Origin of the sequence: Polaromonas sp. CG_9.7, assembly GCF_015752205.1 — a bacterium.
Lineage (GTDB): Bacteria > Pseudomonadota > Gammaproteobacteria > Burkholderiales > Burkholderiaceae_C > Polaromonas.
Map to the genome: position 1 here is coordinate 1 of NZ_JADOVG010000011.1, position 13,694 is coordinate 13,694.

A 13,694-nucleotide genomic window follows, 5' to 3' on the forward strand; every position below is an offset into this window, starting at 1 on the left:
GACCTCAAGCAAGAGTTGGGAAAGCGCGTACCGGTGCGCAGCAAAGCCAAATTACGCGATGCTGCCAATGAGCACATGACGTTGCTCGAACGCACGCCTGAGCGAGTTATCGCCTATTTCCAGGATCGGCGTGTTCGCTATGCCGCTTGATACTTCATCGGGCCGGATCAATAGGTCATTTGTAGGACATGGCGCTAACATTTTTTAACGTTTACTTTTACAGTCGGATCGCTTACATAATCGCGCCCAGAACGCGTAAAAGTAGCGAATTTTCGTAACTGTCCTGCGCGTCCCTCACCAACAGGAACAAGAAATGAAACAACCCACAAGCCAGTACAGCCACCGCACGTGGCTGTCGGCACTGCTGCTGAGTGCCTTGGTGGCCGGATGCGGCGGTGGTGACAGTGGACGCGACCCCATCCTGGGTTCGGGCGCAACGGTCGTCTCGCCGGTGCCCGCCGCTGTAGCTCCTGCAGTCACCGACGTGAATCCTTCGAATGATTCCACGAGTGTCGCGATCAACCAAACCCTGATCACTGCCACCTTCAGCGAGCCGGTGTCACTGTCAGGCACTGGCGCTTTCACCCTGAGCTGCGCAGCGCCCTGCGTCGCTCCCGCAGGTATCGTGACGTTTGACGCGAGCCAGCAACAAGCTACCCTTGAACTCGCGCCTACCGCCACTCTGGCATCGTCCACGCGTTACACGGCCATGATCAGCGACGCAAAAAGCCTGGCCAGCGGCCTGCGCATGACGACCCCTTATGTATGGCGCTTCACCACAGGCGTTACTGCCGACACGACGCGGCCCCGCGTTTCCCTGACAGTTCCCGCCACGACTAAACCGGGTCCGTTGACCGGCGTGCCGGCCAATACGGCCATCAGCGCCGCGTTTACCGAAGCCATGGCGCCGGGCAGCCTGAACGCCGCCAGTTTCACCCTGACGTGCGCCGCACCTTGCGTATCGCCTTCAGGAACGGTGAGCTATTCGGGAGCCAGAAAAACCGCGTTTTTCAAGCCGTCTGCCGTGCTCACTGTGGGCACCACCTACACCGCCACCGTCACAAGTGCCGCGACCGACTTGGCGCGCAACCAGTTGGGCGGTAACCAGGCCGCACTGCCAGCGGCCAGCAACCATGTCTGGACCTTCACCGCAACAGCGCCGACAGCGCCCGGAAATGTCTCGGTTCTTTCCACCCGGCCTGGCTCCAACGCGGCCAACGTGTGCACGAATGCCAGTGTCAACGCAACTTTCAGTGTGCCCTCAGGTTTTGAAATGGATCCGGCCACCGTCAATACTGCTAGCTTCAACCTGACCGGCCCTGCGCTGACTCCCGTGGCTTCAGCATCCGTGGTGCTGGACGACGCCACCGGCCGCACGGCCACACTGAAGCCTGTGGCGCTGCTGACTGCCGGCGTGACGTACACCGCTGTGGTCAAGGGCGGTGTAAATGGTGTCAAGGACCTGGCCAATCCGGCCAATCCGATGGCTGCAAATTACCAGTGGACGTTTACCGCCGTCAATTGCACCCAGCCGCCCGTTCCGTCTGCCATCGTTCTGGGCGCGGCCAGCACCTTTGCCAGTTATGGCGGTACCGCAGGCATGACCAACCAAGGCATTGACACGGTCATCAACGGCGACATCGGCACCACCGCAGTATCGACTGGTGTGACAGGCCTGCACGACACCAACGGCAATGTCTACACCGTGACGCCGTTGAACGATGGTGCCGTGAATGGCAGCATCTACACTTATCCACCGGCTCCCGGCAATGCCACGACCAAAGCAATTGCCGACGCAGCCCTGAACGCCGCACAAAATGCCTATAACCAGCTCGTCGCAGTTCCACCCGGCGCTTATGCCGGTGCCGGCGAACTTGGCCTGCTGACGCTGGCTCCCGGCACCTACACTTCGGCCACGTCCTACCAGCTGACGCAGGGCGACCTGACGCTTGACGCACAGGGCGACCCGAATGCAGTGTTCATCTTCCAGATGGGCAGTTCGCTGACGGTCGGCATTGCCGGGCCCACAGGCGCGCGCAGCGTCATTCTGGCCAACGGCGCTCAGGCAAAAAATGTGTTCTGGCAGGTCGGCACCTCGGCCACCATCAATGGGGCCGGCGGCGGCTTCATGAAGGGCACCATCATTGCCCAGCAAGCCGTGACCTTCTCCACTGCCGGAAATGCCAAGCTCACGGTGCTTGATGGCCGTGCATTGAGCCTGATCTCCGGCGTGACCATGGTGAATACACATATCAACCTGCCTTGACCGGTTGGAGGTGCTGAAGACCGGCAAGGCGATGGTTTCGCCGGCTTCACTCCTCAAGGCGTGCCTGGCATAGCGGTCAAGCGCAAAGACCAATGATTCAAATCCTGTCTGGAGAAAAACATGAAGTTAATTAAAGTCACAAGTGTGCTCGGCCTGGCCGCGCTGGCGACACTTGCCTGCCCGGGCGTGATGGCGCAAGGCCAGGATGCGGGCTGGTACGGCGGGGCCAACGTGGGCCGCTCGGCTGCCACCATCGACGACGAGCGGATCAACCGAGGCCTGTTGGGCAGCGGCTTCAGCGCCAGCACCCTTGTCGATGCCGACCGCTCCACTGGTTACAAGATTTTTGGCGGCTACCAGCTTAACCGGAACTTTGCGATTGAAGGCGGCTATTTCGACCTTGGGAATTTCGGCTACACCGCCACCACTGTGCCGGCCGGAACGCTTGATAGCCGCATCAAGCTGCGTGGCCTGAACCTTGACCTGGTTGGCACCGTTCCCCTGAGCGAAAAGTTTTCAGTGTTTGGCCGGGCTGGGCTGAATTACGCGCAGGCGCGAGATTCCTTCAGCGGCACGGGCGCCGTCCAGGTGGCCAATTCCAACCCGCGCAAGAACGACACCAACTACAAGCTTGGCTTCGGGCTTCAATATGCCTTGAGCGAGTCGCTTGCCGTGCGTGCCGAGGCCGAGCGTTATCGCATCAACGATGCGATTGGCAACCGGGGCCACATTGACCTGGTTTCAGTCGGCCTGATCTACCGCTTTGGCGCAAAGAGCCAGGCACCCGCGCCACGCATGGCCGCCGCCGAGCCGGTCCGGCAAGTTGTGGCCGTAACACCTCCGCCACCGCCGCCGCCACCCGTGGCGCAATTTGAAAAGTACACCTTGTCGGCCACCGAACTGTTTGCTTTTGACAGTGCCGAGCTGCGCATGCCGCAGATGCGGCTTGACGAAATCGCCAGTGCGCTGGGGCGCCATGCCGAGGTCAACGACGTCGTCATCACCGGCTACACCGACCGCATTGGCTCCAGTGCCTACAACCAGAAGCTGTCCGAGCGTCGCGCTGAGGCCGTCAAGACCTACTTGGCCAGCAAAGGTGTTGGCGCTGCGCGGCTGAAGGCCCAGGGCAAGGGCGAAGCCGATCCGGTCATGGCTTGCACCGAAAGGCAGCGTCCTGCATTGATCAGGTGCCTGGAGCCTAACCGGCGGGTAGAGGTTGAAAACATCACGATCGAACGCCGAGTGCAATAGCCCGGCCGGGAAACCCCCCGGACAGTACCCGGAAAATGACAAAAAAGGCGCTTTCTGCGCCTTTTTTCATGGCTGTTCTCAAAAACCTTAAGCTGAAACTGTTCGTTCCTCCTGACAACGATTCGAGGGAAAATCCTACAGTTGTGTCATTCATTTTTAAAAAAATATAGTTGTGGCGAAAAGTGTGCAGCAAAGCATCTGCAAACATCGGCCGCGCACCGGTGAATTGCCACGCCACATCCGTAAAGCCAGCGCCGGTGCGGATTTTTCAAGTTGTGAACATTGTTATCCACAGCGTGGCGCACAGAATGCATGGCCAATTTGCAGCCAGCGACGGGCCAAAACACCCAACAGCGGGACTGTTTGCGAGGGACTTGAAAAACAGGTTTTCATTGGCAAACAAGGCATTTTTGTCCTTCATGCGGTAATAGCCCTGGTGCTTTGAAAGGCACCGCCCGGCAAGCCAGTGCTGGCGCGGCTTCCGGGGTTTTTGAACAATGTTATGCACAGGGTGGTCCACAGTAATTGGGGGTAATTCATACGGTTGATAAGGCAAGTTTTTGCGGTCACGGTTGTGCGCTGAGGTGTTCGATACCAAGCGTCTGTGCGTACTGGCGGGCATGGCTGGTTTTTTTTGCTGAACACACCATAAAAAGGACAAAGGCTTAACCTCGCAGCCTTGATCAAGAATTTCAGGTGCAGTCATGAACTGGTTTAAAAAAATTCCGCATCACAACCGCGCCGCCAGTGGTCTAGAATGGCGGCTGTGGCGCAGGCTGCCGCTGATTGCCCTGGCGGGCACGGCGCTGCCTTTGGTGTGCCTTGTGGCGGTGCACCTGATGGACGAACCGGTTCCTGATGCCGCTGAGGCGCGCTGGATTCAAATGATGGATTACGTGGTCGGCGGTGTGATCATTTTCCACTGGTCCATGGTCCTGACCGTCGGCATTGGCTGCATCATCGTGATGGTGATGAAGGGCCCCGGCTATGTGGCCGATGGCTACCGGGTGTCGCACAGCGACCAGCCGCGCACCGCGCGCGAAACCGACGAAGAGGTATCGGCTTACCGCCTGCCCGATGCCTGAATAAGGCTTTTTCCACCGCTGGTGTCTTGTGGCGCCGGTAAAGCGATACCTGAACAGCATCATGTCAAATGCATCTGCTGCGTGATTTCCATGCCGGTGCGTCCAACCCGATCCCGGCTCAGGACCCAGCCAGCATGCCCCAAGTGCAAACAGCACCAATATTGTCAAAATTGATAGCTGCTAATGCCCTGCTGGAAAGCGCTACATGTAGTTTTTACTAACATTCAGGTAGATCATCAGTTTGGACTGGTCAATTTTCGGGCACCACTCTGCAGGCCAATGGCAGCGCGGCTTTCGAGGCTTGTGAACATTGTTATCCACAGCTTCGCCCACAGAAAGGGAGGACAAGTTTGCGCCATACGTTGTCAAGCCTCTGGAGTTGTCGCGTGACCTGCTTTTAAACAGCCGGGTGGCATTGAGCGCAGTGGACGTTCATGGCGAATAAAAACGATGCGCCCCTGACTCCTGTCTTGCTGATCAATTCTGGTTCAGGTTTCCCCGCCCGGAATGACAGGGCTTGTCCTTGCCGCAAGGGGCAAGGCGCATCGCAAGGCGACAATTCACGCATCATGAAAACCATTCTTCCCCTGCAACTCCTCGTGGCGCCTGACCTGAATGACCCGCAGCCGCTCATCATTTACCATGGCCGAAAATGTCCTGACGGCTTCGGCTCGGCTTTGGCCGCCTGGTTTTTTTATGCTGGAAAAGCCGAATTCCTGCCGCTTGACCATGGCGACATCAAGTCGGTCGATGATCTGCCCGCGCTGGCAGGCCGCGCCGTCTATATCCTCGACTTCTCGTTTTCGGCCGACATCCTGCACGGTATCGAGGAACGTGCTTCAAAGCTGGTCATGCTCGACCACCACAAGAGCGCCGCTGAAAAGCTGACCGGCTTTGCCTGCCGCTGCGGCGTGGTGCATTTCGACATGGACAAGTCCGGCGCCCGGCTGGCCTGGGAGTTTTTTCATCCCGACAAGCCGGTACCTGATCTGGTGCGCTTTATTGAAGACCGTGACATCTGGGTCTGGCAGTACCCCGAAAGCGCCGGCTTTCTGGCCGCGCTCGACATGGAGCCGCTCGACTTTGCCCGCTGGGCCGAGATTGCGAATTTCAGCCCCGAGCAGACCGCCCATTTCATGGCGCGCGGCCAGGCCATGGACGAGAAATTCAAAAAACTCGTCGCGGACATGGCCGACTCTGCCCAGCCTGTCGTTTTTAATGGGCACAGCGGCTTGATGATCAACGTGCCGGGCGTGTTCCACAGCCTGATCGGCAACATGCTGTCTGAAAAAAGCGGCACCTTCGCCATGATGTGGAATGTCGGCAAGAGCGGCGGTGTGAAAGTCGGCCTGCGTTCTCAACGCAGCTTTGACTGCATTCCACTGGCTGAAAGCATGGGCGGCGGCGGGCATGCACAGGCTTGCGGCTTCAAGATGGGCATTGATCGCCTGCCCGAGTTGCTGAGCGGCGTGTTCAATGCCAGTGCCACTCCTTTGGCCCCGCAGGAAGCGCTTGGTGCGCCTCTTGACAGCGTTTTGCCCAAGTAGTTGAAGGGCGAAAGGGGGAGGGCGGAGGGGAGGGGTTTTTTAGATGATCTGGTCAGCACGCTGTCACAACTGGGATTCCAGCAGCAAGGCCAGCCGCTCCATGAATTTTTCCTTCAGCGGCCGGGCAGCCCATAGGTCGTACGTCACCTGGCGGGAATTTTTCAGGTCGTCCTCGAAAATACGCGTCTGGCGCTCTGCAAAAGCCGTGTCGTAAATGTTCAGGTTGGCTTCGTCGTTCAGGCGAAACGACCGGTTGTCAAAATTGGTTGAACCCACCGACACCAGCAGCTTGTCCACGATCATCACCTTGCAGTGGTACATGCTGGGAATGTATTCATGGATCTCGGCGCCGGCCTTGAGCAGCGGCCCCCAAGTGCCGCGAGAGGCTGCACGCACCGTTTCGGTGTCGATGATTTCTCCAGGCGTGATGACGCGGATTTTCACGCCGCGCTTGAGCGCATCGACCAATGCCTGGGTGGTGAGGTCGTCGGGGACAAAGTAAGCGCTGGACAGGTCAATTGCATCCTTTGCGGCAGTGATGGACAACTGGTACATCAGCTGCATGCTTTCGCTGCCGCCCGAAGGCGAGCTTGAAAAAACCTGGGCGTCGCTGTTGCCCAGGGCTTGCAGCGCCGGAAAGTAATTCTCGCCGTGCATGACCTGGCCGGTGACCTTGAGCCAGTTCTCCATGAACACCGCTTGCATCTGGGCAACCGCCGGGCCTTCGATGCGGAAATGGGAGTCGCGCCAGTGGTCGGCATCCTGGCCGTTGCCGGTCCATTTGGGGGCAATGCCGACGCCGCCAGTGAATCCGGTCTTGCCATCGACCACCAGCAGCTTGCGGTGGGTTCGGTTGTTGAGCCGGTGCAGGCTGTACCAGGTCGGCTTGTGAAACTTCTCGATCTGCACGCCCGCGTTGCGCATTTCGTCCAGAAAGCTGTCGTCGATCTTGGCGCTGCCGACCCAGTCCAGCAGCACATTCACTTTGACCCCCGCCTTGGCACGCTCGGACAGCGCACTGGCAAACTCGCGGCCAATGTCGCCTGACCAGTAGATATAGGTTTCAAAGGTGATGGTCTGCTGCGCGCTGCGGATCGCCGACAGCATGGCCGGGAAAATCTGATCTCCATTGATCAGCTCCTGCACCTGGTTGCCGCCGACAAGTGGCGGACCCAGCAGCGAGCCGATGGCGCGTCGAAACTGCGGATCGTGGGTTGAATACAGGCGTGGCAATTCCTGACTGACGTCTTTTTCACCGCTGCTGAAGTTGATCACCGCCAGCAGGCTGATCAGGGTCAGAAAAAACGTGGCAGCAACGGCCAGCGCAAGGCGTTTTTTTTTAATCATCGTGAATTGGCAGGGTTTTAATGGAAGAAGAGTGGCCTTAATGCCGTCTGAACAGGTTCAAGCTCAAGCATTATTCGACAGGCGGGCGATTTTGTCGAAAGCCGATTCCCTACAGGTCGGTAGTCCGGCAGCCTGATCGCCGGGCGACAATAGCGCCATGGCAAAAACACACATGCAATTGCAGGAAATTCTTTTTTCACAGGGGTTTGGCACGCGGCGCGTCTGCGCGGGGCTGGTTCAACAGGAATTTGTGACGGTAGCGGGCGTTCCTGTTGATGATCCAGCTATGGATTTCGTAGCTGACAGCCTCCAGTTCACGGTGCAGGGCGTGGCGTGGGAATACCACGAAAAAGCCTACCTGATGCTGCACAAGCCGGCGGGCTACGAATGCTCGCAAAAGCCGAGCACTTATCCGAGCATCTACACGCTGCTGCCCGCGCCGATCCGCCAGCGCGGCGGCGGTGCGGCAGCGGGCGTGCAGGCGGTCGGGCGGCTCGACCAGGACACCAGCGGGCTGCTGCTGCTGTCGGACGACGGCAAATTCATTCACCGCATGAGTTCGCCCAAACACCATGTGCCCAAGGTCTACCAGGTCAGGGCCAAGCACCCGGTGGACGCGCAGCAGGTCGGCAAGCTGCTGGCCGGCGTGGTGCTGGACGACGACCCCAAGCCGGTTCGGGCGGCTGCCTGCGAGCAGACCGGCGAATCGCAGCTGAGCCTGACGCTGACCGAAGGAAAATACCACCAGGTCAAGCGCATGATTGCTGCTGTGGGCAACCGGGTGGAAGAGGTGGGCGGCCTTCACCGTTCCTGCATCGGCTCGCTGGCGCTGCCCCCAGACCTCAAGCCCGGTGAATGGCGCTGGCTGACAGCGCACGACCTGGCCAGCATTGCCGGCATCGCTGCCAAGCCGCCGGCCTGACGTTTCGTCACCCATAGTCGCAAGGGCTTGCGTGGCTCGCAAGGCTTTCAATTCACCTTGGCAAGAGCTGTTTATTGCCGGCCGCTACACTACCGGACTGATCTTGGAAAGAACCGTTCTGTGAATGCTTATTCCCGTTTTCCGTCTGTTTGCATGGCGGCTTTTTCAGCCTTGCTGTGCTTGTCCGCATCTGCACAAACTGCCGCAGTTCCGGCCGCTGCGCCGGCAACGGCCGTGATCACCACGCCGGTGTTCGTGCTCAACTCTCTGGAAGACAGCGTCAGCGTGATCAATCCGGCGACCTGGACCGAAGTCAAGCGCATCGAGACTGGCAAGCAGCCACACCATCTGTACCTGACGCCGGACGAAAAATCGGTGATTGTGGCCAACGCGCTGTCGGATTCGCTGACTTTCATTGATCCGAAAACGGCTGAGGTCCAGCGCACCGTGCGCGGCATCATCGACCCTTACCACCTGCGGTTTTCACCCGACATGAAGTGGTTCGTGACGGCTGCCAACCGCCTCAACCATATCGATATTTTTCACTGGGATGGCAAGGACATGACGCTGGCCAAGCGCATCCCCACCGGCAAGACGCCCAGCCATTTGTGGATCGACAGCAATAGCAGCACGATTTATTCGACCATGCAGGAAAGCGACGAACTGATCGCCATCGACATTGCCACGCAGACCATCAAGTGGCGCACCGCCACCGGCTCGACGCCCGCAGACGTGTTTGGCATGGCCAATGACAAATTCGTGCTGGTGGCCCTGACCGGCGGCGACGGCGTCGAGGTGTATGACGTGAGTGGCAAGGAGCCCAAGCGCGTCAAGTTCATCAAGACGGCGATGGGCGCGCACGCCTTTCGCGCCTTCGGCGACAAGCGACACCTGTTGGTCAGCAACCGGGTGGCCAACACCATCAGCATGATCGATTTGCAAACGCTCGAAGTGGTGAACAGCTTTCCGGCACCTGGCGGCCCCGACTGCATGGACGTGAGCCGTGACTTGAGCCAGATCATCGTCACCTCGCGCTGGATTCGCAAACTCACTTTCATCGACGTGGCCAGCCGCAAGGTGGTGCGTCAAATCAACGTTGGCAGGAGTCCGCATGGCGTCTGGACGCTCGATCATTCGCCAAGGTAGGTGGCCCCCACGGTCGCTCACATCGTGTAGCTCCCTGCCCCCCGAGGGGGCCACTTTGCCTGCGGCCCGGCAAAGCCGGTTCCGCGGCCCTGGCTGGTGGAAGCGGGCCACTTTTCACGACGCCTGGCTGATCGCTGCGCCTGCGGCCCGGCCAAGCCAGTTCCGCCGCCATGGCTTGGGTATGCGGCTTGTTCAATTGCTATTTGCTATGTTTTCAATAGCTAATTACGCTTATGCAGAAAGCGCGAACAGCCAATTAGATTTAAAAAACTCGGATGAGCGGCCTTCTTGCAAGCCGGTCTACCTGACGCTGGACACCGGCCACATGGAAGTGGCGCCGCTGATTGCCGACGTGTTGAAACGCCATCAGGTCAGGGCCACTTTCTTTGCCGCCAACGAGCGCACCAAGACCGGCGATGGCAGCCTGGGAGCGTACTGGGCGCCCTGGTGGAAAGCGCGGGCGGCGGAGGGCCACGAGTTCGCCTCGCACACGTTCGACCACACCTACTGGCGGGCCGACGTGCCGGGCGCCTCGGGCGCGCCGACGCAGTTCAGAGTACGCCCTTCGGCGGGGCCATCCGAGGGCAATACATTCACCTGGACAGCCAGGCAATATTGCGAGGAAATAAGCCGCTCCAGCGCGCGCCTGCAGGACATCACTGGCAAGAAGCCTTTGCCGCTGTTCCGCGCACCTGGCGGCAAAACCTCTGGGCCGCTTCTGGCAGCGGCGCGGTCGTGCGGCTTCGCGCATGTGGACTGGTCTCCGGCCGGCTTTCTGGGGGACGAGTTGCCCAGCGAAAAATACCCCAACGCCGCGCTGCTGAACAAGGCGCTGAAGGATGTCCGTTCGGGCGACGTGCTGTTGGCGCACCTGGGCATCTGGTCACGCCAGGACCCGTGGGCGCCCGCCGTGCTGGAGCCCTTGATCACTGGCCTGCAGGCGCAAGGCTTTTGCTTCAAGACGCTGCGCGAGCATCCGCAGTACCAGGCGTGGATTGAAACGCACTCGCCTGTTTTGACAACCCAGACGGGGAAATAACGGCGATGGACTGGTTGACTGGAATTTTCGCAAGTGTTCAGGGCTGGTTGTTCCAGACGCTGGTGCAGCCCGCACTCTTCGCGCTCGACATGGCCAGCCTGTTTGAAGACGCGTATGCAGCGACGGCCTGGTTCATGATGGGCGTCCTGCAGGTCACCGTCCTGCTGGCAGTGATCGGTCCGCTGCAGCGCTGGCGACCGGTCGAGGCCATGGACTCGCCCGCCGACCGGGCCAGTATCCGCATTGATGTGATGTACACGCTGATTCACCGGCTCGGGCTGTTCCGGCTGGCGCTTTTCTTCACGTTGGACCCGTGGTTTGATGCGGCCTTTGGCGCGCTGCGCACTGCCGGCTATGGCACCTTTCACTTGGACCAGCTGTGGCCCGGCGTGACCGACCAGCCCGTCGTGAGCCTGCTGATCTACCTGCTGGTGTTTGACTTTGTCGCCTACTGGACGCACCGTGGCCAGCATCAGCTGGACTGGTGGTGGCGGCTGCATTCGCTGCACCATTCGCAGCGGCAGATGACGATGTGGAGCGATAACCGTAACCACTTGCTCGACAGCATCCTGCTCGACACAGTAGTCGTGGTCATTGCGCAACTGATCGGCGTGGCGTCGGACCAGTTCATCCTGATCGTCGTGCTGACGCAATTGAGCGAAAGCTTTCAGCATGCCAACGTGCGGCTGTGGTTTGGCCGGATCGGTGAGCGGCTCTGGGTCAGCCCGCGCTTTCACCGGCTGCACCACAGCATCGGCCTGGGACATGAAGCCCCCACGCTCCCCACTGCGTGTGGTTCGCTGCCCCCCGGGGGGGCGCTGCGCCTGCGGCCCGGCAAAGCCGGTTCCGCGGCACCTGCTGGTGAAGACAATGCGTACGCTCCCAGACTCGGGGGGCACAATTTTGGCGTGCTCTTGCCGTGGTGGGACATGCTGTTCGGTACGGCCAATTTCGAGCATCGCTACGACCCCACCGGCGTGCGCGACCAGGTCGAGAAGCAGCGCGACTACGGCAGCGGTTTCTGGTCGCAGCAGTGGCTGGGCGTGAAGCGGTTGTTCGGGCGCGCATGAAGCTTTCATGAACACCATGCTGGATTCCTTCTGGCGGGCGGTGATGTACTGCCTGCATCCTCGCGTCATTGCGCTGTCGATCCTGCCCGTCATCATCATGGGCGTGCTGTCGCTGACGCTGGGCTACTTTTACTGGGAAGACGCATTGTTCGCGGTGCGCGCCAGCCTGGAAAGCTTCGAGCTGGTCAACGCCATGGTGCACTGGCTTGAAGGCATCGGGCTAGGCAGCCTGCGCCTGGTGCTGGCGCCGGCGCTGGTGCTGTTTCTGTCCATTCCGGTGATTGTCATCGTGACCCTGCTGCTGGTGGCGGTCTTCATGACGCCCAGCATGGTCGCACTGGTGGCAAGCCGGCGGTTTCCGCAGCTCGAGCGTAAAAAGGGCGGCTCGATGCTGGCCAGCATCGTCTGGTCGCTGGGCTCGACCTTGCTGGCCATCGTGGCGCTGGTGGCGACAGTCCCGCTGTGGCTGGTGCCGCCGCTGATTTTGATCCTGCCACCGCTGATCTGGGGCTGGCTCACTTATCGCGTGATGTCCTACGATGCCCTGGCCGACCATGCCAGCCTCGAAGAACGCGAGCAGTTGTTCCGCGAAAACCGCCTGCCCCTGCTCGGCATTGGCGTGCTCAGCGGCTACCTTGGTGCAGCGCCCAGCCTGCTCTGGGCGTCGGGTGCCATGTTCATCGCCATGGCGCCCATCGTGGTACCGCTGGCGATCTGGATTTACACCCTGGTATTTGCTTTTTCATCGCTCTGGTTTGCACATTACTGCCTGGCCGCGCTGGAACAGCTTCGCAAGAGAAATGCTACTACAGCACAGGCGCTGTCAGCACAAGCTGCTACCGAATTAATAGTTGACGAGTCGCATGCACGCAGCTTGCCACGCGCATCAGCTGGCGGCTTGCCGGATTCATCGACCCAACCCCAGGACCCTTTCGCATGACCCCTCAATTCGGACTCATCATCATTGGCGATGAAATTCTTTCAGGCAAGCGCAGCGACAAGCATTTGCCCAAAGTCATTGAACTGCTGGCCGCCAGAGGTTTGTCGCTGGCTTATGCCGAATACGTCGGCGATGACCCGGAGCGCATCACCGCAACGCTGGCGCGTGCCTTTGCCACCAGCCGCGCGACGGGCGATGTGGTGTTCTGCACCGGCGGCATCGGCGCTACGCCGGACGACCACACCCGCCAGTGCGCGGCTCGGGCGCTGGGCGTGGAACTGGCACTGCACCCCCAAGCCAAACAGCTGATCGAAGAACGCATACGTGACACCGCGAAAGAGCAGGGCGCCGCCTACGAGCCCGATCGTCATGACAACCTGCACCGCCTGAACATGGGCGTGTTCCCCCTCGGCGCCGAGATCATTCCCAATCCCTATAACAAGATTCCAGGTTTCAGCTGCTTCGTTGAGCCCCAGGATGGCGGCTTGTCCCCGGCAGGACCAACTGCATCAGCAGGCAGCGCGGAATTGGAGGCGCAGGCCAGCCAGCCCGGGCCGAAGGACCCGCTTTGCCGGAATGCATCCTCGGTGGGCAGCGAGTCACACGCAGTGGGCAAGCGTGGCGGCATCCACTTCTTTCCAGGGTTTCCCGTCATGGCATGGCCCATGCTGGAATGGGTGCTGGACCACCACTTTGCCGATCTGCATCAAACCTCGGGCGCGGTTGAAAAATCGGTCATCGTGATGGGGTCGATGGAAGCCACATTGACGCCGCTGATGCTCGCGATCGAAGCCGATCATGCCGGCGTCAAAGTGTTCAGTCTGCCCAGCGTTGACCATCCGCAATACGGCCGCCATATTGAACTTGGTGTCAAAGGTCCTGTAGAAGCGGTCAACCGTGCTTATCCCGCGTTGCTGGCAGGCCTGCACCAATTCAACCTGCAACTTGGCCCTGAATTGGTGCGTTAAGCACAATGTCGTCAAATCGATCCAGTAATTGCACACAAACGGTGCATTTTTGGTTTTTTTTCAAAACGGCTGTTTCAAAACAAGTCAATCACCATTCCATAGCGACAATAGTG

12 protein-coding genes and 1 pseudogene are annotated in these 13,694 nt (G+C 59.8%); 11 read left to right on the forward strand and 2 right to left on the reverse strand.

Annotated features, from left to right (window positions below; all coding sequences use genetic code 11):
• The 3 genes and pseudogenes from IWX87_RS12215 to IWX87_RS12225 form a co-directional block, all read left to right on the forward strand.
• Positions 1-150, forward strand: a pseudogene (locus tag IWX87_RS12215) (IS630 family transposase); the annotation flags it as partial.
• A 163-nt stretch (positions 151-313) separates the two neighbouring features.
• Positions 314-2,266: an ice-binding family protein gene (locus tag IWX87_RS12220; RefSeq protein ID WP_196863799.1), complete on the forward strand. Its 1,953-nt coding sequence runs from the start codon at positions 314-316 to the stop codon at positions 2,264-2,266.
• Positions 2,267-2,386: 120 nt separating this feature from the next.
• The gene (locus IWX87_RS12225; protein WP_196863800.1) at positions 2,387-3,517 is read left to right on the forward strand and encodes an outer membrane beta-barrel protein; all 1,131 of its coding nucleotides are present in this window, start codon (positions 2,387-2,389) and stop codon (positions 3,515-3,517) included.
• A gap of 268 nt (positions 3,518-3,785) precedes the next feature.
• On the opposite strand, the gene IWX87_RS12235 is transcribed toward IWX87_RS12225, so the two are convergent.
• Positions 3,786-4,223 carry a hypothetical protein gene (locus IWX87_RS12235; protein ID WP_196863802.1) on the reverse strand — a complete coding sequence of 146 codons (438 nt, stop codon included), beginning with the start codon at positions 4,221-4,223 and terminating at the stop codon, positions 3,786-3,788.
• Between IWX87_RS12235 and IWX87_RS12240 the strand changes: the two genes are divergently transcribed.
• Both IWX87_RS12240 and IWX87_RS12245 read left to right on the forward strand, forming a co-directional pair.
• The gene (locus tag IWX87_RS12240; protein ID WP_196863803.1) at positions 4,222-4,602 is read left to right on the forward strand and encodes a hypothetical protein; all 381 of its coding nucleotides are present in this window, start codon (positions 4,222-4,224) and stop codon (positions 4,600-4,602) included. The genes IWX87_RS12235 and IWX87_RS12240 overlap by 2 nt on opposite strands.
• 569 nt (positions 4,603-5,171) lie before the next feature.
• Positions 5,172-6,149 carry a DHH family phosphoesterase gene (locus IWX87_RS12245; RefSeq protein WP_196863804.1) on the forward strand — a complete coding sequence of 326 codons (978 nt, stop codon included), beginning with the start codon at positions 5,172-5,174 and terminating at the stop codon, positions 6,147-6,149.
• A 63-nt stretch (positions 6,150-6,212) separates the two neighbouring features.
• Here the strand turns inward: IWX87_RS12245 and IWX87_RS12250 are convergent, their stop codons facing one another.
• On the reverse strand, positions 6,213-7,496 hold the full coding sequence (locus IWX87_RS12250; protein ID WP_196863805.1) for a phosphatidylserine/phosphatidylglycerophosphate/cardiolipin synthase family protein: 1,284 nt from the start codon (positions 7,494-7,496) through the stop codon (positions 6,213-6,215).
• Positions 7,497-7,668: 172 nt separating this feature from the next.
• On the opposite strand from IWX87_RS12250, the gene IWX87_RS12255 reads away from it, so the two are divergent.
• The 6 genes from IWX87_RS12255 to IWX87_RS12280 all read left to right on the forward strand — a co-directional run bounded on the left by IWX87_RS12255 (position 7,669) and on the right by IWX87_RS12280 (position 13,581).
• Positions 7,669-8,418 carry a pseudouridine synthase gene (locus IWX87_RS12255; protein WP_196863927.1) on the forward strand — a complete coding sequence of 250 codons (750 nt, stop codon included), beginning with the start codon at positions 7,669-7,671 and terminating at the stop codon, positions 8,416-8,418.
• 153 nt (positions 8,419-8,571) lie between these two features.
• The gene (locus IWX87_RS12260) at positions 8,572-9,564 is read left to right on the forward strand and encodes a YncE family protein (RefSeq protein WP_231374777.1); all 993 of its coding nucleotides are present in this window, start codon (positions 8,572-8,574) and stop codon (positions 9,562-9,564) included.
• A 208-nt stretch (positions 9,565-9,772) separates the two neighbouring features.
• On the forward strand, positions 9,773-10,603 hold the full coding sequence (locus IWX87_RS12265) for a polysaccharide deacetylase family protein (RefSeq protein ID WP_196863807.1): 831 nt from the start codon (positions 9,773-9,775) through the stop codon (positions 10,601-10,603).
• A gap of 5 nt (positions 10,604-10,608) precedes the next feature.
• Entirely contained in the window at positions 10,609-11,673 is a 1,065-nt protein-coding gene (locus IWX87_RS12270) for a sterol desaturase family protein (protein WP_196863808.1), read from the forward strand.
• 7 nt (positions 11,674-11,680) lie between these two features.
• Positions 11,681-12,613 carry an EI24 domain-containing protein gene (locus tag IWX87_RS12275; RefSeq protein ID WP_196863809.1) on the forward strand — a complete coding sequence of 311 codons (933 nt, stop codon included), beginning with the start codon at positions 11,681-11,683 and terminating at the stop codon, positions 12,611-12,613.
• Entirely contained in the window at positions 12,610-13,581 is a 972-nt protein-coding gene (locus tag IWX87_RS12280) for a molybdopterin-binding protein (RefSeq protein ID WP_196863810.1), read from the forward strand. Before IWX87_RS12275 ends, IWX87_RS12280 begins: the two co-directional genes overlap by 4 nt.
• Positions 13,582-13,694: the final 113 nt, after the last annotated feature.